This window comes from Lysobacter sp. 2RAF19 (assembly GCF_052115395.1).
GTDB lineage: Bacteria > Pseudomonadota > Gammaproteobacteria > Xanthomonadales > Xanthomonadaceae > Noviluteimonas.
In genome coordinates this window covers 321,254-341,077 of record NZ_JBFRGO010000002.1, presented here as the reverse complement: position 1 = coordinate 341,077, position 19,824 = coordinate 321,254, and the positions used below count along the sequence as shown (strand labels likewise).

The following is a 19,824-nucleotide window of genomic DNA, read 5'->3' as shown; positions in this document are numbered from 1 at the left end:
GCTAGACTTCCCACGTGACCGACTTCGCCGCAGGCCTCATCCACCTCCTCGCCACCTGGTTCGCCCGCCTGCCCTGGCCGTGGCTGCGGGGGCTGGCGGACGCCTTCGCCCGCATCTGGGGCGGCCGCGATGCGCGCAGCGCCCGGGTGGTGCGGCGGAACCTCGAGCTGGCCTATCCCGAATGGCTGCCTGCGCAGCGGGCGCAGCGGACCGCCGATGTCCTGCGGACCACCACGCGACAGGCGCTGGAAACCCTGCGGTTCTGGACACGGCCGCACGCGCAGAACCTCGCACTGATCCGCGAATCGCAAGGCGTGGAACTGTTCGATGCCGCGCTCGCCGCGGGCAAGGGCCTGATCGTCGCTGCGCCGCATTACGGCAACTGGGAACTGTTGAACCAGTGGCTGGCCTCGCGCACGCAGTTGGCGATCCTCTATGCACCGCCCGATTCGAAGATCGGCGAAGCCTTCCTGCGCCGCGTGCGCGCCGCGCACGGCGATGCCGACCGCGTGACGCAGGTGCGCGCCGAAGGCCCGGCGATCCGCGGCTTGTTCAAGTTGCTGCAGGGCGGCGGTGTCGCCGGGATCCTGCCCGACCAGCAGCCCAAGGCCGGCGATGGCGAGTTCGCGCCGTTCTTCGGGATCCCGGCGTTGACGATGACGCTGCTCACGCGTCTGGCGCAGCGCACGGGCGCAACCGTGCTGGTCGGCTATTGCGAACGCATCGGGCAGACCGACGACGGCCCGGCCTTCGCATTGCGCTTCGAAGCGGTGCCCGATGCGGCACAGGATGTCGCCGCGTTGAATGCAGCCATCGAACGCGTCGCGCGCCGCGACCCTGCGCAATATCAATGGACGTACAAGCGCTTCTCGATTCCCGCGCCCGGTAGTCCGCTCGGCAATCCGTACTGGCCCGACTGCTACCCTGCGAGCGCGCAACGCGCGCTGGCGCGCACCGGGGATGAGGGGTCGCAGTGAGCGAAGCCGCAACGGACGAAGCGATGCCGATCGACGCGCAGTGGCGGCCGTTGTCGCCACGCGCGAAGACCTTGTACGCCTTGCGCCATGGTGCGATCGGGTTCGTCGCGGGCATTCCGGTCGCGGTGCTGGCGTTTTCCTTCGGCGCGCGCATCGGCACCGGGGGCGCAGCCGCCATCGCGTTGTTGTCGTGGGCGTTGTTGCTGACGCTCGGCATCCTCGTGGGCATCAAGCGTTTTCGATCGAGTGCGTGGCGCCTTGGCGAGGACGGATTCGCCTATCGCCGCGGTCGCCTGTTCTTTCGCGAGACGCGCGTGCCCGCCTCGCGCGTGCAACACCTGGACCTCAAGCACGGCCCGCTCGAGCGACGCTGGAACCTCGCCACGTTGGTCGTCCACACCGCGGGCAGCAAGATGAGCGCGGTCTCGGTGACCGGGCTGGACGCCGGGGATGCCGAAGCCCTGCGCGACCGCCTCGCGCGGCAGCTCGACGACGATGACGCCCTCTGACGCGGCGCCGCCGGATCGGCGGCTGCATCCGTGGTCGTGGTTGTTCGTGCTGCTGCAGCAATTGCGGCAGTTCATCGTTCCGATCATCGCCGCGTTCTTCTTCGGCGGCGACCGCAACGAGTTGTGGCCGCTGATCGGCGTGGGCGTGCTGACGCTGACCTCGGTGCTGCAATACGTCACCTATCGCTACAGCGTCGGCCGCGACGGGCTGACGATCCGCAGCGGCTGGCTGCATCGGCAACGCCGCGAGATCCCTTACGCGCGCATCCACAACGTGTCGGTGAACCAGACGGTGTTGCATCGGATGTTCGGCGTGGCCGAACTGCGGCTGGATTCGGCAGGCGGCGATAAACCCGAAGCCACGATGCGCGTGCTGCGCATGGACGATGCGCTCGCACTGGAGCGGCTGATCCGGCATCGCGGCGCGACGGTGGATGTCGCGGCCGAAGACCAGGCGCCGTCGTCGCACGTGCTGCTCGCCCTGTCGCCGGGCGAAGTCCTGCGCCTGGGCCTGCTCTCCAATCGCGGGCTGCTCGTCCTGCTCGGCGGTTACGCCGCTTCGATGCAGTTCTCGCCGGGCCTGGCGCAAAACCTGTTCGAAACCTGGGGCAAGGCGATGTTCGGCTGGGCCGAATCGCACCACTTCGGCGTGCAGGATTACGCCATCGCCGGTGCGACGCTGGTCATCGCACTGCTGGCCATGATGCGGCTGTTGTCCCTCGCGCTGGCCTTGCTGCAGTACTACGGCTTCGTGCTGAGCGAAGACGGGCCGCGGCTCACGGTGGAGCGCGGACTGCTCGCGCGTTCGCGCAACTCCGCGTCGAAGCGCCGGCTGCAAGCGTGGACCCTGCAGGAAGGCGTGCTGCATCGCTTGCTCGGGCGCCGCAGTTTGCAGGTCGATACCGCGGGCGGACAAACGCGCGAGGGCCAGGCACCGCGTGCGTTCCGTGAATTGGCGCCGGTCGCCACGCCCGCGCAATGCGATGCGCTGATCGAACACCTGCTGCCCGACGTGGGCTGGTCTTCGCTCGAGTGGCAACGCGTGCATCCGAAATCGGCGATCCGCGTTTTCCTCGCGAATGCGTGGTTCCCCGTACTCGTCGTGATCGCGCTGACCTGGCGCTTCGGCTGGATCGGCCTGCTCGCGCTCGCGTGGCCGGCGTGGACCTGGTTCGTCGCGCGCCACCACGCGCGTCGCTCGGGCTACGCGGTGAACGAGAAGATCATCGCGGTGCGCGCGGGTTGGTGGTCGCGGCAATGGCGGTTCGCGGAGATCGACAAGTTGCAGGCGCTGCGCATCGCAACCGGCCCGCTCGACCGGCGCTGGGGCATGGCGACCCTGTGGCTCGACACCGCGGGCGTCGGCGCGATGTCCGGCCCGCTGCGCATCGCGCACATGCCCGAAGCGGAAGCACGCGCGTTGTGCGATCGGCTCGCGCGGCGGCTTGCGGCGCGCAAACTGCGCTGGTGATTCAGCGCGCGAGTTCCAGGCACAGCGCTTCGTAGCGCTGGTGCATCAGTTCGCGACCGTATTTTTCCTGCGCGGACCGGCGCGCCGCGGCGCCCAAGCGTGTCGCCAGCGCATCGTCGGTCAACAGGTCCTGCAACACATCGGCCAAGGCCACGTCGTCGTTCTCGGGAACCAGGCGGCCGTCGACGCCATCGTCGATCACTTCGCGCACGCCGGGCACGGCGCTGCCCACCACCGCGCACCCTGCGGCCATGCCTTCGATGAGCGCGAGCGGCATGCCCTCCCAGTGCGTGGACAGCACCGCGATGCGATGCGTCAGCAGCAACTCCGGCACGTTGCGCGCGACACCGAGGAAACGCACCTGGTCTTCCAGGCCCAGCAAACGCACCAGTTGTTCCAGCGGCGCGCGATGGCGCGTCTTGCCGCCGCCGGCGAAGGACACCGGCACGACATGTCCACGATCGCGCAGATGCGCGACGGCGCGGATCAGGGTCGCGTGGTCCTTCTGCTTCGACAGGCGCGCGACCATGACGATGCCCGGGATGCGTTGCGCGAGCGGATGCGCATCGGCGCCGTCGAACGGTGCAAGACGGATGCCGTTGGGAATCGCGATCGTCCGATCCGGCGGCATGCCCTGCGCGAGCAATTCGTCCTTCACGCCTTCCGAGCAACCGACGATGCGCGCGCTGCGCTTGGCCAACCATCGCGACTGCTTCAGGCGCCACGCGGTGTAGCGCTCGCGCGTGTTGTGTTCGACGTGCACCAGGTGGGGCACCTTCGCGATCAGCCCCGCGTAGCGACCCCACAGGTGTTCGCTGAAGCCGTGCGCGATCAGCACGTCGGGCTTGAATTCGCGGCAGATCTTCACCAGCGCCCAAATCGTCGCGGCGTGCGACCAACCCGGCACCACGCGCAAGGGCACGCCGGCCTGTTCGAGCTCGGCGATGCGGCGCGGATCGGTGCGGCGCTTGCGGCGCAGGACAAGCAGCGGTTCGATCTGCGGGCTGTCCACGCCTGCCTGGGTCAGCGCGATCGCCACCTGCGTCGCACCGCCGGAAAATCCGCCGGTGACGAAATGCAGGACGCGGACGGGCCGCGGCGCGGGCGGATTGGCGTCGACGGGGGCGGACATGGCGCGCAGTCTACCGGCCGCGGCGGGCATAATCCCGTGCATGTCGCAGCCCCTGCCCCTGTCCGGCGTCGTGATCACGAAGAACGAGGCCGACCGCATCGCGCGATGCGTCGCGTCGATGCTGCCCTTGTGCAGCGAAGTGATCGTGCTCGATTCCGGTTCGACCGACGACACGGTGCGTATCGCCGCCGAACTCGGCGCGCGCATCGAACAACTGGAATGGCAGGGCTTCGCCTTGCAGAAGAACGCGGCGATCGCGATGGCGCGCGAGCGCTGGGTGCTGCTGCTCGACGCGGATGAATGGCTGGAGCCCGCCGCGCAGGAACAGGTGCGCAAACTCTTCGCCGGCGACATCGAACAATCCGATGTCTGGCTGTTGATGCGGCGCACGCATTTCCTCGGCCATGCCCTGCGCGGCGGGAGTTTCGCGCGCGAGCCCGTGCATCGCCTGTTCCGGTCCAACATCCGCCACGGCCTGCGCGCGGTGCACGAATACCTGGATGTCGAAGGCCGCACGGTGCGTCCTTCGCAGATCGTGCTCGAGCACGACACCGCGCGCAGCGCCGAGGATTACTGGTCGAAGTTGCAGCGCTACGCCGCGTTGTGGGCGGGCGAGCAACATGCGAAGGGAAAGAAAGCGGGCCCGCTGCGCGGTTGGTTCGCGGCGGCCGCCTACCTGCTCAAGAATCTGTTGTTGCGGGGCGGCCTGGTCGATGGCGCCGCTGGCTGGCAGTTCCACTGGCTGCATGCGCGCTACGCCAAGCGCAAGTACGACCTGCTCGCGCGCGTGTCAGCGGCCTGACACGCGGCACGCCGGCGCGATCGCCGAAGCGTCGAACAACCACCACGTGCGGCGATTCGCCGTGCCCACTGCCTGCCCGCGCTCGCGCAGCAGGCACGCATCCAACGCATCCTGCTGCACGAACAGGCGGCGTTTTTCGGGCGCCGCTTCCAGCCAAGCGATACCGGCGCGCAGTTGCTGGTCGACAGGTTTGCGGAAACCGAATTCTTCGACCGGGCCCTGTGCCTGCAACAGGTTCTGTTCCTTCCATGCGACCAGGCCGAGCGTCGCATCGCCGGCCATCGCGCGGCCGCGTTCCATCACCGCGCGCGCGGAGTTCTCCGCATCGAGCAGCACCGCGGTGCCCGAGAACAGCACCACGACCAGCAACGACAGCGCGATGCCCGAAGCCTTCAATGCATCGCGTCGCCACCAGGCGCACACGGCGAGCATGACGGCGCCCGTGATCGCAAGCAGCCACCACAACGCGTCGCTCGCCGGGGCCAGGCCGCGTTCGGCTTCGATCTTCACTTCGAACGAGGGATCGCCGTGCAGCGCCGCGACGCCCGCGCCGACGAACGCCAACCCGAGCACGACGACCAACGCGAGCAGGATGCGACGGAACCATTTCGACGCGGCCACGCCTTCCAGATAAGGCGCGGCGGCGACCGCCACCATCGGCAACATCGGCAGGATGTACATGTCGCGCTTGCCGGGGCTCGCGCTGAAGAACACCAGCACCAGCAGCGACCAACCCAGCGGCAGCCACACGCGCGCATCGCGCGCACGGAAGGCATCGCGCCAACGCGGGAACAGCCACGGCAGCGCCAGCGCGAAGGGCATCCAGTAGAAGGCGATCACTTCGAGGAAATACCAGACCGGCTGCGTGTGGTGCCAGGCGCTGGTGTAGCGGGTCGCGGTCTGCTTGAAGAGCAATTCGTTGACGTAGGCCTGATGCTCGGGATCGCCGCTCGTCGTCGCGGTGAGGATCATCGGCACGAACCACAGCGCGATCGCGGCAAGGAAGGCGAGCGCGCCGCCGCTCCAGCGCAAGGCATTGCCGCGGCCCAGGTCGGGCAGCCCGTTCCATCCGCGCCAACGCATCAGCGCATACGGAACCAGGGCCAGCAGCGCGAGGAAGCCGACGCCCTTGCTGATCACGCCCAGGCCCGCGGCGAAGCAACCGATCCAGAACCAACGCCACGCAGGGCCGAGCAATACATGCCGCGCGATGCCGTACACGCCGAGCGTGATGAAGCAGACCACCGTCGGATCGATCTGCGCGCGCTTGGCCTGGTACAGAAACTGGAAGCAGGCGATCACGGCGATCGCCGACCACAGGCCCGCGCGATGCGACCAGAGCCGGCGCGCGAGGTCGTAGGTCAACCACAGCGTGGCCATCGCCGCGACGAGCGACGGCAGCAGGAAGGCCCACGTCCAGTCGCGCACCACCGCGTACGCCGCGCCGAGCAGCCAGAAGAAGAGCGGCGGCTTGTCGGCATACAACTCGTGACCGCGATGCGGGAACAACCAGTCGCCGCTGTCCCACATCTGCTTGGCGACCAGGACGAAGCGCGGTTCGTCCGCCGGCCACGGCGCGCGCAGGCCGATGCCCGCGCCCAGCACGAGCAGGGCGAGAGCGAAGAACCAGAACAACTCGCGGCGGCGGACATCGGTCATGACGCCGCGCACCTTACCTCAGCGTCTGCTCAGGCGTCCGTAAAAGAAGCCGTCCATGCCGTCTTCGCCGGGCAATCGCTGGCGACCTGCGCCGGATTCGCGACCGAGACGGGCATCGAGCGGCTCGACGACGGCGCCGGGCGTGCGCTGGAGGAATGCGTCGACCTGCGCGGCGTTCTCCTCGTGGAGGATCGAACACGTCGCATACAACAGCGTCCCGCCAGCCGCGAGCATCGTCCACGCGGCGTCGAGCAGGCGCGCCTGGATCTCGCGCAGCGAATCGATATCGGTCTCGCGCCGATGCAACAGCACGTCGGGCTGGCGGCGCACGATGCCGGTGGCCGAACACGGCGCGTCGATCAGGATCGCGTCGAAGGGCACGCCGTCCCACCACGTGTCGGGTGCGGCGGCATCGGCGGCTTGAAGGTGTGCATTCGCGCCGACGCCCAGGCGTGTGTGCGTTTCGTGCACGCGCCGCAGGCGTTGCGCATCGATGTCGAGCGCGAACATGTGCAGCGTCGGATCGCGTTCGAGCAGATGCGCCGACTTCCCACCGGGCGCCGCGCACGCGTCGAGCACGCGCGCACCCTTGCGCGGCGACAGTGCATCGGCGACGCATTGCGCGCTACCGTCCTGCACCGACACCAGGCCTTCCGCGAAACCAGGCAGTTCGCTCACCGCGACAGGCTTGGCGAGCACGAGCGCATCTTCGGGAAACGCGGGCGCCGTCGCCTCGATGCCGGCGTCCTGCAAACGCGCGCGATACGCATCGCGATCGATGCGCGTGCGATTCACGCGCAGCCACATCGGCGCGGGAATCGCGCTCGCGGCGAAGACCGAAGCCGCTGCATCGCCCCAATCGCGCTGCACGCGCGTGCGCAGCCAAGTGGGCCACGCGGTCTCGGGTGCGACGTCAGGCAATCCTTCGCGCAATGCGCGACGGAGGATGGCGTTGACCATGCCGGCCTGGTGCGTGCGGCCCATCGCGCGCGTGGCTTCGACCGTCGCATCGACGGCGGCGTGCGCGGGAAGTCCCATCTCGACCTGCGCCAGGCCGACATACAACAGCGTGCGCAGATCTTCGTCGCGGTAACCGAGCGGTTTGGCGATCCAGGTCTTCAACGCGGCGTCGTAACGCGGCTGCCCGCGGATCGCGGTGAACACGATGGCTTCCAGCAGCGCGCGATCGCGCACGTCGCGCAGCGTCGGCAGGCGTTGCGCCAGTTCGGCCTTGAGCGAACGCTGCCGCTGCAGCACGACGCCCAGCGTTTGCGTGGCCGCGATGCGCAGTGCGACGCCCGGTGCAGGCTTCATGTGCCGATGCGCAGGTCGCGACGACCGTTGAGGTAATCGGCGGCCGTGATCGCCTTGCCGCCCGCGCGTTGCAGCACGCGGATGCGCAAGGCGCCTTCACCACAGGCGATGTCGATCCCGTCGCGGCCCGCAGCGAGCACGGTTCCGGGCGTGCCGCGGCCTTCGATCGGCGCGGCGCGATGGATGCGGACGATGTCGCCGGCGATCTCGCCTTCGGCCATCGGCCAGGGGTCGAACGCACGCACCTTGCGCGCGAGCACGTCGGCCGCCTGCGTCCAATCCAGGCGCGCTTCGGATTTCTCGAGCTTGCGCGCGTAGGTCGCACCCGCTTCGGGCTGCGGCTGCGGCACCGGGCGCATGCCCGCGCGCAACAGGCCGAGGCCATCGGCGAGCACCTGCGCGCCGAGCGTCGACAGGCGATCGTGCAACTGGCCGGCGGTTTCGTACTGGCCGATCTCGAGCGACTGCTTGAGCAGCACCGGGCCGGTGTCCAGGCCTTTTTCCATCTGCATCAGGCACGCGCCGGTCTGCGTGTCGCCGGCTTCGATCGCGCGCTGGATCGGCGCGGCGCCGCGCCAGCGCGGGAGCAAGGAAGCGTGCACGTTCCAGCAACCGAACTTCGGAATGTCGAGGATCGATTGCGGCAACAGCAATCCGTAGGCGACCACGACCAGCACGTCGGGTTGCAGCGCGCGCAGGACATCGCGCGCGAGCTCGGTCTTCAGCGTTTCGGGTTGCAGCACGGGTAGGCCGCGCTTGAGTGCTTCGCGTTTGATCGGCGAGGGCGCCAGGGTGCGGCCGCGGCCCGCGGGGCGATCGGGCTGCGTGTAGACCGCAACCACTTCATTGCGTTGTGCGGCCGCGACCAGCGACGGCACGGCGAATTCCGGCGTGCCGGCGAAGACGATGCGCATGCGTGCGTCAGGCGGCCGCGGTGCGGCGCGCTTTCGCGAGCTTCTTGCGGACCATCTCGCGCTTGAGCGGCGAGAGGTAGTCCACGAACAGCTTGCCTTCCAGGTGGTCCATCTCGTGCTGGATGCACACGGCGAGCAGGCCATCCACGCGCATTTCGAACGGCTGGCCGTTGCGGTCGAGGGCCTTGACCAGGATCTCGTTGGCGCGCGTGACGTCGGCGAAGATGTTGGGCACCGACAGGCAACCTTCCTGGTAGACCTGCTCGCCCGCGCGTTCGAGGATTTCCGGATTGACGAACACCAGCGGCCGGTTCTTCTCTTCCGACACGTCAATCACCATGAAGCGCTGGTGGACGTCGACCTGGCTCGCCGCCAGCCCGATGCCCGGCGCTTCGTACATGGTCTCGAACATGTCGTCGACCAGGCGCTGGAACGCCGGGTCGGCCACCTGCTCCGGCGTCAGGGGGGCGGCCTTCGTGCGAAGACGCGGATCGGGAAACTCGAGGATGGGGAGAAGGGCCATGGTGTCGAAATGGGGGCGCCGGTCACAGGCGCAAGCGATGGGGTGTCCTAGGGTCGCGATTGTAGCGCCGCGCGCTTGCAAAGGCCCGAGGATTGTGGGCTATAGTGGCCCGGCTACAAGGGGAAAAACTCAAGGGGAGCGGGCACATGGCCGCCATGCTTAAACGGCTTCTTCCGGTTTGCGCGGTCGCGTTGCTGACGGTCGGCAGTTATGCCGCTGCCGTGGAAACGCGCGGCGACCATCCGGACACCTACGTCGTCAAGAAAGGCGACACGTTGTGGGACATCGCGGGCAAGTTCCTCAAGCGCCCGTGGCTGTGGCCGGAGATCTGGCAGGCCAACCCGCAGGTCCAGAACCCGCATCTGATCTACCCCGGCGACGTGCTGTCGCTGGCCTACCTCGACCGCGTCGCGGTGCAGGAAGGTCCTCGCGAGGAGGCGCCGATCACGGGCGTGCCGCTGTCGGAGGTCGAGCCGTTCCTGAAGGACCTGCGCGTCGTCGACGAATTCGAGCACCTGCCCTACGTGGTCGGCCTCGAGGCGGACCGCAACCACGCGATTTCCGGAATGTCCGCCTACGTGAAGGGCCTGGAGGGCGCGCAGCCCGGGCAGCGCTACCTGATCGTGCGCCCGACGGTGCGCTTCACGTGGCTGGACCGCACGCAGTGCTGCGACTTCGGCTACAAGACCGACCTGGACTTCCGCGGCGCACGCGTGTTCGCCGACTACCAGGAGTACTGGACCACGGCCGTCACCCCGGACAAGGGGTATGAGCAGCTGGGTTACGAGCTCCGGACGATGAACGCCGGTTCGGTCACCCAGGTGGCAGGCGGCGGCGTCGAAGCCACCACCGTCGTGATGGACGCCGGCGGCATGGAAGTGCGCGTCGGCGATCGCCTGATCCCGGTGCAGGCACAGCCCTACGACCTGCAGTTCTTCCCGCATCCGCCGCGCCAGCAGTTCGAATACGGCCGCGCGCAGGTGATCGGCGTGCCCGATGCGCTGTATACCGGCGGCACGCGCGATGTCATCGCGCTGTCGGTGGGGACGCGCGAAGGCGTCGACAACGGCACGGTGTTCTCGGTGTGGCGCGTGGGCAGCAACGTGCCCGACCGCGTGGAGTACTCCAACAACCGCAGCGAAGACCTGTTCGGCGATGCCAGCCGCGTACGCCTGCCCGACGAATATGTCGGCCACGTCATGGTGTTCCGCACCTTCGACAAGATGAGCTACGGCCTGCTCATGGACGGCATCAAGCCGACCCGGATCGGCTACGAGCTCAAGCATCCGGACGCGATGCAGTAAAAATCAGGTTGCTGTAAATCAGGATTCCCTGACGCAACAACGCGACGGCGCCCCAGGGCGCCGTCGTCGTTTGCATCGCACGCTTGCGCGATGCACGAGTGCCTGACGATCGACCACCCGGACTACCCCGCCCTGTTGCGCCGCCTGCCCGACGCACCGGCGCAGTTGTACGTGCGCGGCGACGTCGCGTGCCTGTGGCATCCGGCGATCGCCATCGTCGGCAGCCGCACCGCCACGCCCAACGGGTTCGACAACGCGCGCACCTTCGCCCGGGCGTTCGCACGCGCCGGCTGGTGCGTGGTGAGCGGAATGGCGGCCGGCATCGACACCGCGGCGCATCGTGGCGCGCTCGACCTGCAGGCGCCGACCGTCGCGGTGCTCGGCACGGGCATCGACCAGCCGTATCCGCGAGGCAATGCGCCGCTGATGGAGGAGATTGCGCAATCCGGCGCAGTCGTCAGCGAATACCCGCCTGGCGTGCCGGCCCACCGTGGCCAGTTCCCGCGGCGCAACCGCATCGTGGCGGCGCTCTGCCTCGGCACGGTGGTGGTGGAGGCGCAGCACAGGTCCGGCGCCCTCATCACCGCGCGCCTGGCCGCCGAGGCCGGGCGCGAGGTGTTCGCCCTCCCCGGTTCCATCCACAACCCCATGGCGCGCGGCTGCCACCGGCTGATCCGCGAGGGCGTGCAACTGGTCGAGTCGCCGGCGGAAGTCATCGCCGCGCTGAAGCCCCTGTTGACGGCCTACGCCGGCGACTTGCGTACGCGTCTTCACATCCCCAACTCTGCGGTCGTGGCACGAAGCGATTCATCTGGCTTCGATGCGAACAACAAGCGCTTGTGGGACGCGCTCGGATACGACCCAACCCCTATGGACGTGCTGGTGGCAAGAACTGGATTGACGAGTGCGCAACTTGTCTCCATGCTGCTGGTCATGGAGCTGGAAGGGCGCGTGGTTTCCGAACACGGCCGCTACACCCGCAAGGCATCCTGAACCTCCACAGCGCCCACGGGCGCAGGCCGAGGGAAATGAAAGAGAGCATCCTGGACGTCCTGCTTTACCTGTTCGAGCACTACTTCACCAACGACACCGTTCCACCGGTGGGCGACCGCGACACCCTCCAAAGCAGCCCGTTGTTTTCCGAACTCACCGGAGCGGGTTTCAGCCCTGCGGAAATCACCAAGGCCTTCGACTGGCTGGACGCCCTCGCGGAGCAGCGTCCGGAATCGGCTGCGCCCCGCACCAACGGCCCGACCCGCGTCTTCCACGGCCCCGAACTCGACAAGCTCGACGTCGAATGCCGCGGATTCCTGCTGTTCCTGGAACAGCACGGCGTCCTCGACCCCGACCAGCGCGAACTCGTCCTCGACCGTGCGATCGCGCTGGACCAGGACGAACTGGACCTGGACGACCTCAAATGGGTGGTCCTGATGGTCCTGTTCAACCAGCCCGGGTCCGAGGCGGCCTACGCCTGGATGGAGACCCAGATGTTCCTGGACGAGCCCGAACCGGTCCACTGAACGCCGGTCCAGGGCTTCGACGGGGGTCGCCATTCGGGGGGATGGACGGCGGTCCGGCTTGACACGGCCGCCGGCCGCGTGACACCACTAAAAAAGGAATCCACTCACGCCCGTGGCCAGATGGCCCCGGGCGTCGCCTTCTTCGCGTTGGGAATTCCCGACGCCGCCGGACCCATCCAGCCCCCATGGCCAAGAACCTCCTCATCGTCGAATCGCCCGCCAAGGCCAAGACGATCAACAAGTACCTCGGCCCGGACTTCACCGTCCTGGCCTCCTACGGCCACGTGCGCGACCTGGTGCCGAAGGAAGGCGCGGTGGACCCCGACAACGGGTTCGCGATGCGCTACGACCTCATCGACAAGAACGAGAAACACGTCGATGCGATCGCCAAGGCCGCCAAGAGCGCCACCGCCCTGTTCCTCGCGACCGACCCGGACCGCGAAGGCGAGGCGATCTCCTGGCACATCGCCGAGATCCTCAAGGAGCGCGGGCTGCTGAAGGACAAGACGCTGCAACGCGTCGTGTTCACCGAGATCACGCCGCGCGCGATCCGCGAAGCGATGACGCACCCGCGTGCGATCGCCTCGGACCTGGTCGATGCGCAGCAGGCGCGCCGCGCGCTGGATTACCTGGTCGGCTTCAATCTCTCCCCGGTGTTGTGGCGCAAGGTGCAGCGCGGTTTGTCCGCGGGCCGCGTGCAGTCGCCGGCGCTGCGCATGATCGTGGAGCGCGAGGAAGAGATCGAAGCCTTCGTCGCACGCGAGTACTGGAGCATCGAGGCCGAGCTCGCGCATCCCTCGCAGAACTTCACCGCCAAGCTGACGAAGCTCGACGGCAAGAAGTTCGAACAATTCACCGTCACCGACGGCGACACCGCCGAGGACGCGCGCCAGCGCATCCTCAAGGCCGCCGGCGGTGCGCTGCACGTCACCGACGTCGCGAGCAAGGAACGCAAGCGCCGTCCCGCGCCGCCCTTCACCACCTCCACGCTGCAGCAGGAAGCCGCGCGCAAGCTCGGCTTCACTACCAAGCGCACGATGCAGGTCGCGCAGAAGTTGTACGAAGGCGTGGCGATCGGCGATGAAGGCACCGTCGGCCTGATCAGCTACATGCGTACCGACTCGGTGCATCTGTCGGCCGAAGCGCTGAGCGAAATGCGTGATGTCATCGCCCGCGACTTCGGGACGCGCGCACTGCCCGACAAGCCGAACTTCTACCAGACCAAATCCAAGAACGCGCAGGAAGCGCACGAAGCCGTGCGCCCGACCTCCGCGTTGCGCACGCCCTCGCAGGTCTCGCGTTATCTCAACGACGACGAGCGCCGCCTGTACGAATTGATCTGGAAGCGCGCGCTCGCTTCGCAGATGGTGCCGGCCACGCTCAACACCGTGAGCGTCGACCTGGCCGCGGGCAGCGAGCACAACTTCCGCGCCAGCGGCACGACCGTCGTCGATCCGGGCTTCCTCGCCGTCTACGAAGAAGGCAAGGACACCAAGTCGGCGGACGACGAAGACGAAGGCCGCAAGCTGCCCGCGATGAAGACGGGCGATCGCATTCCGCTCGACCGCGTGCATGCCGACCAGCATTTCACGCAGCCGCCGCCGCGCTTCACCGAAGCGGCGCTGGTCAAGGCGCTCGAGGAATACGGCATCGGCCGTCCGTCCACGTACGCCTCCATCATCCAGACGCTGTTGTTCCGCAAGTACGTCGAGATGGAAAGCCGCAGCTTCCGTCCGACGGATGTGGGCCGCGCGGTCTCGAACTTCCTCAGCAGCCACTTCACGCGCTACGTGGACTACGACTTCACCGCCAAGCTCGAAGACGAGCTCGATGCGGTGTCGCGCGGCGAAGAGGATTGGGTGCCGCTGATGGAGAAGTTCTGGGGCCCGTTCAAGGAACTGGTCGAGGACAAGACCGAAAGCGTCGACCGTTCCGAAGCCACCGGCGCGCGCGAACTCGGCGTCGATCCGAAATCCGGCAAGCCGGTGAGCGTGCGCCTGGGCCGTTACGGGCCGTACGTGGCCATCGGCACGGCCGAGGACGAAGACAAGCCGACGTTCGCCTCGCTGCGCCCGGGCCAGTCGATGCACACCATCTCGCTGGAGAATGCGCTGGAGCTGTTCAAGCTGCCGCGCAAGCTCGGCCAGAGCGACGGGCACGAAGTCAGCGTCGGCATCGGGCGCTTCGGTGCGTTCGCCAAGCGCGGCACCACCTACGCCTCGCTGAAGAAGGACGACGACCCGTACACGATCGAGCTGGCGCAGGCCGTCGCCCTGATCGAGGAAAAGGAAGAGATCGCGCGCAACCGCATCATCAAGTCCTTCGACGGCAGCGACATCCAGGTGCTCAACGGGCGTTACGGCCCCTACATCAGCGACGGCAAGCTCAACGGCCGCATTCCCAAGGATCGCGAGCCCGCCTCGCTGACCCTGGAGGAAGTGCAGAAGCTGATGGAGGAAACCGGCAAGCCGATGCGTGGGCGCTTCGGGAAGAAGTTCGCGGCGAAGAAGACGGCGGCAAAGAAGGAGCCGGTCGAGAAGGTCGCGAAGAAGACGGTCAAGAAAGCAGCCAAGAAGACTGCGAAGAAAGCCGCGAAAAAGGCGACGAAAAAGACCGCTGCAAAGAAGGCCACCAAGAAGACCGTTGCGAAGAAGACGGTTTCCAAGGCGACCTGATGCAACGCCTGTCGCCCGCCGCTGCCGCAACGCTGCTGCGCGGCGGCGGCGTGCTCGCCTATCCCACCGAAGCGGTGTGGGGACTGGGCTGCGATCCCTTCGATGAAGCCGCGGTCATGCGCCTGCTGGCGATCAAGCAGCGGCCCGTCGACAAGGGCGTGATCCTCGTCGGCGCCGATGTCTCGCAATTCGACGATCTCCTTGCATGGGATGCGCTGCCGCGCGAGCGCGCCGATCTCGTGCGCGCGCAATGGCCCGGCCCGCGCACGTGGATCGTTCCGGTGACTTCGCGCGTGCCGCGCTGGATCACCGGCACGCACAGCGGCGTCGCCGTGCGCGTCAGCGATCACCCGGAGGTGGTGGCGGTGTGTCTCGCCTTCGGCGGCCCGATCGTGTCGACCAGCGCCAACCTGGCCGGCGAGCCGCCGGCCTTCACCTTCGATGCGCTGTCGACGGCGGTGCTGGCGCAGGTGGACGGCATCGGCGCGGGCGAAACCGGCGGCCTGCGTGCGCCCACCGCGATCCGCGACGCCGCCACGGGTGCCGAACTGCGCGCCGGCTGAACCGCCGGTCGGCCGCCACGATCCGGCCGCTTTCAATCGGCGCAAGATGCGCGCATGGCAAGTGCAACGCGCGAGATCGTCCTGCTGATCGCCGGGCTGGCGGCCATGGGCGCGCTGCGCTTCGCGCACGCACAGGACGTGACGATCTACCGGTGCATCGACAACAAGGGCCACCTCACGCTGCGCGACACGCCGTGCGAGAAGGACCAGAAACAAGAGGCGCGCACGATGGCGCGCCCGCAGGACGCGCCGCGCAAACACGCCGAGCCCGCCACCAGCCAGCCGCCGCCGCAGCAGCACGAATACGAACAACCGCAGGTCGCCTCGCGCGATACCTATCTCGCACCGCCGCGACCGATGTACGAATGCATCACGCCCGACGGCGTGAGTTACACCAGCGACACCGGCGATGGAAATCCGCGCTGGGTGCCGTTGTGGACGGTGGGTTACCCCGCCTTCAACCGGGTGGGCTCGGGGATGATCGGGCCGAGCTGGAGCGGGCCGAGCAACTACAACGGCACCTACGTCCGCGACACCTGCTACATGCTGCCGCCCGCCGACGTGTGCGCGCGCACCCGCGACCGCCGCGACGAAGTGCGCACGCGCTTCTTCAACGCGATGCCCAGCGAGCGGGATGTGCTGCGCGTCGAGGAACGCAGCCTCAATGCACGCCTGGACAACGATTGCGGCGGCCAATGAGGTTTGCGTGTGGCACGCTTGCCGCATGAGCCGCGCATCGTCCTTCGCCCTGGTCGCCCTGCTGTTGGCGCTGTCGTCCTTCGTGGCGCCGGGCGCGCGCGCGACCACGATCTACAAGTGCACCGATGCCAAGGGCACGGTGACGATGCAGAACGACAAGCCGTGCGCACCGGGCGAAAAGCAGGAAGTGCGCACGATCGGCGAGCTGCCGACGGCGCCGGCGCCCGCACCGCGCGCGGAAACGGTGAAACCGCCGAGCGAGCCACCCGCGGGCGCGTCATTCGAACTCGTCCGCGGCCCGGCGACCGAGGCGCTGCCCGAATCGCAGGTGCCCGAGGCCGATCGCAAGCCGCCGCCGCCCCTGTTCGAATGCAAGACCTGGGAATCCAAGGTCTATCTCAGTGAGGCCGATACCCCCGAGGAGCGCTGCGCGCCCATGGACACCGTGGGCCTGAATGGCGGCGGTGGCGCGGGCCAGGCCTGCGAAATCAAACGCGATGTATGTACGGCCCTCACCGACAAGGCGCTCTGCAGCGGTTGGCAGCGCCGCATCGATGAAGCGAAATTCCGCGTGGCCTACGCCGCGCCCGCCGACAAAGCGCAGCGCGAAGCCGATTACGAGCGCCAACGCACTGCATTCATCGACAGCACGTGCCGCTGACACGGCGCTGAAACATTTCGTGCGTTGATGACGATTCGCGCCCGATGCATGGATGAATTGCGCCGACTTACTATTTCTTGACCTGTACCACGCAACTTCCTAACTCACATCTCCCTATGGTCGCTGTTCCCTCCCCCGAGCACCGAGGCGTACAGCATGGCGAACCAGACCCGCGGCACCAGCAATCGCGGATTCGCGAGCATGGATCCGGAAACGCAACGCAAGATCGCGCAAAAAGGCGGCGAAGCGGTCAGCCGCGATCGTGAACACATGTCGATGATCGGCCGGAAGGGTGGCGAAGCTTCCGGCGGCAACCGCACCCAGAACACTCCGCAGAACGCGCCCCCCAACCAATTCGGCGGCAACGAACCCGGCGGTAACCGCTGAGCCACTGTTCGACCGACCACACGAAAACGCCCGCGCATGCGGGCGTTTTCGTTCAGGGTTGTGCGGCCTGCGCGCGCAGGCGTTCGTAGTACTTCCGCACGCACACGAAGCCCTGCCCGCCGATCACCATCTGCCCATCGACCCAGCGCACGGTGTGTCCGTCCCAGGCTTCGGCGCACCAATGGCGCTTCACCGTGGATGTCTGCCGCTGTGCGCGCGATTGCACCGGCACGGGCCGCGATGGGCCAGGACCGGGCACGGGTTCGATCACGAAGATCTCGCCATCCAGGTCGGCGATGTACACGTTGCCCGACTGATCGGTGCCGAACGCGACGGGGTTGTCGATCACGCCCGCATCCGGCGCGAACGTCGCGTTGCGCAAGGTGAACAGGTCGCTCGTCACCGGCGTGATCCCATACAGATCGTCGACCGGCAGCGACCACAGGTTGCCTTCGATGAAATCGGCGAACAGGTATTGCCCGCGCAGCGATTCCACCGGCCCGCGATACACCACGCCACCGATCACCGTGTTGCCCACGCGCGGCCCGTTGCCGTGCAGGTATTCGGCCGCGGGCAAGCGGAATGCGGGACTGTCGGGGCCCTTGAAGGGCTGCGATCCCTCGCGTATCGACCATCCGAAGTTCACGCCCTGGTTGTCGTCGGGCCCGAGCATCACGTCGATTTCCTCGACCGCGGTTTCGCCGACGTCGCCGATGATCAGGCCGCCTTCGCCCGTGCCCAGCGGACCGAAGTCGAAGCTTGCGCGGAAGGGATTGCGCAGGCCCAGCGCCCACACTTCCGGTGCGCCGCCCGCGATGGAGAACGGGTTGTCCGGCGGGATCGCGTAATTGCGCGTGTCGTCGAGCGGGAAATCGTCGGCCGCGACGTCGATGCGCAGGATCTTGCCGAGCAAGGTATCGCGGTTCTGTCCGTTGTTGTCGGGATCGCCCGCGCCGCCGCCATCGCCGATCGCGATGTAGAGCAGGCCCCTAGCGTCGAACCCGATCCATCCGCCGTTGTGGTTGATGCGTGGGTGCGGCTGGCGAAGGATCACGCGCATCGTCGAGGGATCGGCGACATCGTGGTTGGTCGCACTCACCGTGTAGCGCCGCACTTCGATGGTGCCGACGGGGTCGGTCAGGAAGACGTAGAACACGCCGGAGGTCGCGAAGTCCGGCGCGGTGGCGAAGCCCAGCAGTCCGCGCTCGCCGTTGGTCGAGACCTGGTCGTGCACGTCGAGGAAGGGCGTCGCTGCGAACGTGCCGGTGTTCGGCGACAGGATGCGGACCAGGCCCCCAAGCTCGACGACGAAAACGCGCCCGGTTCCATTGGGCACGGCCGCGACGAACACCGGCGAGGCCGCGCCTGCCACGACGCGCCGCACGCGGAACGCAGCGCTGGGACGATTGGTCACGGTGACGGTCAGCAGCATCTGGGATTCGACGAACCCATCGCTCACGGCGAGGATCACGCGATAGACGTTGTCGAGCCCGACGTCGGTGGGTGCTTCGAAATCCGGCGGCGCGGCGAACGACAACGCCCCTGCCGTGGTGATGCGGAACGCGGCCGCGTCTTCACCGCCAGCGATGGAATAGCTGAGCGATTGCCCATCCATGTCGGTGGCCGTGGACGCGTAGAACGCGCCGGCGGTGTCTTCCTGCACGGCGACGGTACTGGGCGAGCTGAAGACGGGCGGCGCATTGCCGACGTTGATCGTGCCGCTGGTGCTGCCGCCGCCGCATGCGGCGATGGCGAGCGTGCCTGCGAGAACCATTGTCCTGGCGATGCGCAGCAGCATGGGCCCGAGCCTGTCTGGCGATGTGGGCGCAGGATGCCTGCCGGTGCTGAAGCGGCGGGTGAAGCGACGCGCCGTTCGTCAGAAACCGTAGCGCAGGAATCCGCCGTCCACCGCGATGCATTCACCGGTGACGTAGGACGCCGCAGGCAGGCACAGGAACGCGACGGCGGCGGCGACTTCCTCGGGTTCGCCGATGCGGCCCAGCGGCGTGCGCAGCAGCACCTCGTCGAGGTAATCGGGATCGGCGAGTTTGTCGTGCGTGCGCCGCGTGCGGATGTACCACGGCGCCACCGCGTTGACGCGGATGCCGTCCTCGGCCCATTCGACGGCCAGGTTCTTCGTCATCTGGTGCATCGCGGCCTTGCTCATGCCGTAGGGCGCGCCGCTGCGCACGTGCGTGTCGCCGGAAACGCTGCCGACGTTGACGATGCTCGACGCTGCGTGTTTCGTCAGCAGCGGATGGGCGTAACGCGAGAGCTCGAAGGCGGAGAACAAGTTGATCTCGAAGATCTTCCGCCACTCGTCTTCGGTGTAATCCACGGCCGCGCGGGTGAGGTTGCCGCCGGCGTTGTTGACCAGGATGTGCAGGCCTTCGCCGAAATCCTCGACCCAGTCGAGCAGTTCGCGGCGTTGGTCGTCTTCGGCGACATCGGCGACGAAGCCCTGCACGTCGCGATCGGGGAAGTCTTCGGACAGTTCGGCGCGCGTGGATTCCAGCGCAGCGGCATCGCGCGCGGCGAGCAAGACGTCGGCGCCGAAGCCGAGCAGTTCGCGTGCGATCGCGCGGCCGATGCCGGCGCTCCCCCCGGTCACCAGGGCGAGTTGTCCATCCAGCCGCCAGCGCTTCGGATCCATGCTGCCTGCCTCGTTTGCATCCGCCCGGGTCGGCGTAGGATAGCCGCTGCCTTCCAATGGA

Annotated in this window: 19 protein-coding genes; 12 read left to right on the top strand and 7 right to left on the bottom strand. The window is 67.7% G+C overall.

From position 1 onward, the window contains the following. Positions 1-14: 14 nt before the first annotated feature. The 3 genes from AB4059_RS08405 to AB4059_RS08395 are packed head-to-tail and all read left to right on the top strand — an operon-like array spanning position 15 to position 2,957. Positions 15-977 (top strand): lauroyl acyltransferase, encoded by a 963-nt coding sequence (locus AB4059_RS08405; RefSeq protein WP_498978446.1) that lies wholly within the window; start codon positions 15-17, stop codon positions 975-977. A gap of 23 nt (positions 978-1,000) precedes the next feature. Next, entirely contained in the window at positions 1,001-1,486 is a 486-nt protein-coding gene (locus AB4059_RS08400) for a PH domain-containing protein (RefSeq protein WP_498979045.1), read from the top strand. After that, positions 1,473-2,957 carry a PH domain-containing protein gene (locus AB4059_RS08395; protein ID WP_498978444.1) on the top strand — a complete coding sequence of 495 codons (1,485 nt, stop codon included), beginning with the start codon at positions 1,473-1,475 and terminating at the stop codon, positions 2,955-2,957. The genes AB4059_RS08400 and AB4059_RS08395 overlap by 14 nt, the downstream gene beginning before the upstream one ends. Position 2,958: 1 nt before the next feature. On the opposite strand, the gene AB4059_RS08390 is transcribed toward AB4059_RS08395, so the two are convergent. Further along, entirely contained in the window at positions 2,959-4,089 is a 1,131-nt protein-coding gene (locus AB4059_RS08390; RefSeq protein ID WP_498978441.1) for a glycosyltransferase, read from the bottom strand. A 40-nt stretch (positions 4,090-4,129) separates the two neighbouring features. Between AB4059_RS08390 and AB4059_RS08385 the strand changes: the two genes are divergently transcribed. After that, complete coding sequence (locus tag AB4059_RS08385; protein ID WP_498978439.1) at positions 4,130-4,891, top strand: glycosyltransferase family 2 protein; 762 nt, start codon at positions 4,130-4,132, stop codon at positions 4,889-4,891. On the opposite strand, the gene AB4059_RS08380 is transcribed toward AB4059_RS08385, so the two are convergent. The 4 genes from AB4059_RS08380 to def are packed head-to-tail and all read right to left on the bottom strand — an operon-like array spanning position 4,880 to position 9,301. Continuing rightward, entirely contained in the window at positions 4,880-6,550 is a 1,671-nt protein-coding gene (locus AB4059_RS08380; protein ID WP_498978437.1) for an ArnT family glycosyltransferase, read from the bottom strand. The genes AB4059_RS08385 and AB4059_RS08380 overlap by 12 nt on opposite strands. Before the next feature lie 18 nt (positions 6,551-6,568). Then, positions 6,569-7,864: a 16S rRNA (cytosine(967)-C(5))-methyltransferase RsmB gene (gene rsmB, locus AB4059_RS08375; protein WP_498978435.1), complete on the bottom strand. Its 1,296-nt coding sequence runs from the start codon at positions 7,862-7,864 to the stop codon at positions 6,569-6,571. Beyond that, positions 7,861-8,778, bottom strand: coding sequence for a methionyl-tRNA formyltransferase (gene fmt, locus AB4059_RS08370; RefSeq protein ID WP_498978433.1), 918 nt, complete (start codon positions 8,776-8,778; stop codon positions 7,861-7,863). Before fmt ends, rsmB begins: the two co-directional genes overlap by 4 nt. Positions 8,779-8,785: 7 nt before the next feature. Beyond that, positions 8,786-9,301 carry a peptide deformylase gene (gene def / locus AB4059_RS08365; protein WP_498978431.1) on the bottom strand — a complete coding sequence of 172 codons (516 nt, stop codon included), beginning with the start codon at positions 9,299-9,301 and terminating at the stop codon, positions 8,786-8,788. Positions 9,302-9,456: 155 nt separating this feature from the next. On the opposite strand from def, the gene AB4059_RS08360 reads away from it, so the two are divergent. From AB4059_RS08360 to AB4059_RS08325, 8 genes are all read left to right on the top strand, one after another. Next, positions 9,457-10,605 carry a LysM peptidoglycan-binding domain-containing protein gene (locus tag AB4059_RS08360; protein WP_498979044.1) on the top strand — a complete coding sequence of 383 codons (1,149 nt, stop codon included), beginning with the start codon at positions 9,457-9,459 and terminating at the stop codon, positions 10,603-10,605. 90 nt (positions 10,606-10,695) lie between these two features. Further along, positions 10,696-11,598 (top strand): DNA-processing protein DprA, encoded by a 903-nt coding sequence (dprA, locus tag AB4059_RS08355; RefSeq protein ID WP_498978429.1) that lies wholly within the window; start codon positions 10,696-10,698, stop codon positions 11,596-11,598. Between the two features lie 35 nt (positions 11,599-11,633). Continuing rightward, complete coding sequence (locus AB4059_RS08350) at positions 11,634-12,125, top strand: DUF494 family protein (RefSeq protein ID WP_498978427.1); 492 nt, start codon at positions 11,634-11,636, stop codon at positions 12,123-12,125. Between the two features lie 185 nt (positions 12,126-12,310). Beyond that, positions 12,311-14,800: a DNA topoisomerase I gene (locus AB4059_RS08345; protein ID WP_498978425.1), complete on the top strand. Its 2,490-nt coding sequence runs from the start codon at positions 12,311-12,313 to the stop codon at positions 14,798-14,800. Then, entirely contained in the window at positions 14,800-15,363 is a 564-nt protein-coding gene (tsaC, locus tag AB4059_RS08340) for an L-threonylcarbamoyladenylate synthase type 1 TsaC (RefSeq protein ID WP_498978423.1), read from the top strand. The genes AB4059_RS08345 and tsaC overlap by 1 nt, the downstream gene beginning before the upstream one ends. Positions 15,364-15,417: 54 nt before the next feature. Next, complete coding sequence (locus tag AB4059_RS08335; RefSeq protein ID WP_498978421.1) at positions 15,418-16,062, top strand: DUF4124 domain-containing protein; 645 nt, start codon at positions 15,418-15,420, stop codon at positions 16,060-16,062. Positions 16,063-16,087: 25 nt separating this feature from the next. Then, positions 16,088-16,723, top strand: coding sequence for a DUF4124 domain-containing protein (locus AB4059_RS08330; protein WP_498978419.1), 636 nt, complete (start codon positions 16,088-16,090; stop codon positions 16,721-16,723). A gap of 156 nt (positions 16,724-16,879) precedes the next feature. Further along, positions 16,880-17,110 carry a KGG domain-containing protein gene (locus AB4059_RS08325; RefSeq protein WP_498978417.1) on the top strand — a complete coding sequence of 77 codons (231 nt, stop codon included), beginning with the start codon at positions 16,880-16,882 and terminating at the stop codon, positions 17,108-17,110. A gap of 52 nt (positions 17,111-17,162) precedes the next feature. Here the strand turns inward: AB4059_RS08325 and AB4059_RS08320 are convergent, their stop codons facing one another. Both AB4059_RS08320 and AB4059_RS08315 read right to left on the bottom strand, forming a co-directional pair. Continuing rightward, a complete protein-coding gene (locus AB4059_RS08320; RefSeq protein ID WP_498978415.1) occupies positions 17,163-18,908 on the bottom strand; it encodes a PQQ-dependent sugar dehydrogenase in 1,746 nt (581 codons plus the stop codon). 78 nt (positions 18,909-18,986) lie between these two features. Then, positions 18,987-19,763 (bottom strand): SDR family oxidoreductase, encoded by a 777-nt coding sequence (locus AB4059_RS08315; protein WP_498978413.1) that lies wholly within the window; start codon positions 19,761-19,763, stop codon positions 18,987-18,989. Between the last annotated feature and the right edge of the window lie 61 nt (positions 19,764-19,824).

Excerpts from the sequence above, each read along its gene's own strand:
- AB4059_RS08400 (WP_498979045.1), top strand. The coding sequence starts at position 1,001 with ATGCCGATCGACGCGCAGTGGCGGCCGTTGTCGCCACGCGCGAAGACC.
- AB4059_RS08395 (WP_498978444.1), top strand. The coding sequence starts at position 1,473 with ATGACGCCCTCTGACGCGGCGCCGCCGGATCGGCGGCTGCATCCGTGG.
- AB4059_RS08390 (WP_498978441.1), bottom strand. The coding sequence starts at position 4,089 with ATGTCCGCCCCCGTCGACGCCAATCCGCCCGCGCCGCGGCCCGTCCGC.
- AB4059_RS08385 (WP_498978439.1), top strand. The coding sequence starts at position 4,130 with ATGTCGCAGCCCCTGCCCCTGTCCGGCGTCGTGATCACGAAGAACGAG.
- AB4059_RS08380 (WP_498978437.1), bottom strand. The coding sequence starts at position 6,550 with ATGACCGATGTCCGCCGCCGCGAGTTGTTCTGGTTCTTCGCTCTCGCC.
- rsmB (WP_498978435.1), bottom strand. The coding sequence starts at position 7,864 with ATGAAGCCTGCACCGGGCGTCGCACTGCGCATCGCGGCCACGCAAACG.
- fmt (WP_498978433.1), bottom strand. The coding sequence starts at position 8,778 with ATGCGCATCGTCTTCGCCGGCACGCCGGAATTCGCCGTGCCGTCGCTG.
- def (WP_498978431.1), bottom strand. The coding sequence starts at position 9,301 with ATGGCCCTTCTCCCCATCCTCGAGTTTCCCGATCCGCGTCTTCGCACG.
- AB4059_RS08360 (WP_498979044.1), top strand. The coding sequence starts at position 9,457 with ATGCTTAAACGGCTTCTTCCGGTTTGCGCGGTCGCGTTGCTGACGGTC.
- dprA (WP_498978429.1), top strand. The coding sequence starts at position 10,696 with ATGCACGAGTGCCTGACGATCGACCACCCGGACTACCCCGCCCTGTTG.
- AB4059_RS08350 (WP_498978427.1), top strand. The coding sequence starts at position 11,634 with ATGAAAGAGAGCATCCTGGACGTCCTGCTTTACCTGTTCGAGCACTAC.
- AB4059_RS08345 (WP_498978425.1), top strand. The coding sequence starts at position 12,311 with ATGGCCAAGAACCTCCTCATCGTCGAATCGCCCGCCAAGGCCAAGACG.
- tsaC (WP_498978423.1), top strand. The coding sequence starts at position 14,800 with ATGCAACGCCTGTCGCCCGCCGCTGCCGCAACGCTGCTGCGCGGCGGC.
- AB4059_RS08335 (WP_498978421.1), top strand. The coding sequence starts at position 15,418 with ATGGCAAGTGCAACGCGCGAGATCGTCCTGCTGATCGCCGGGCTGGCG.
- AB4059_RS08330 (WP_498978419.1), top strand. The coding sequence starts at position 16,088 with ATGAGCCGCGCATCGTCCTTCGCCCTGGTCGCCCTGCTGTTGGCGCTG.
- AB4059_RS08325 (WP_498978417.1), top strand. The coding sequence starts at position 16,880 with ATGGCGAACCAGACCCGCGGCACCAGCAATCGCGGATTCGCGAGCATG.
- AB4059_RS08320 (WP_498978415.1), bottom strand. The coding sequence starts at position 18,908 with ATGCTGCTGCGCATCGCCAGGACAATGGTTCTCGCAGGCACGCTCGCC.
- AB4059_RS08315 (WP_498978413.1), bottom strand. The coding sequence starts at position 19,763 with ATGGATCCGAAGCGCTGGCGGCTGGATGGACAACTCGCCCTGGTGACC.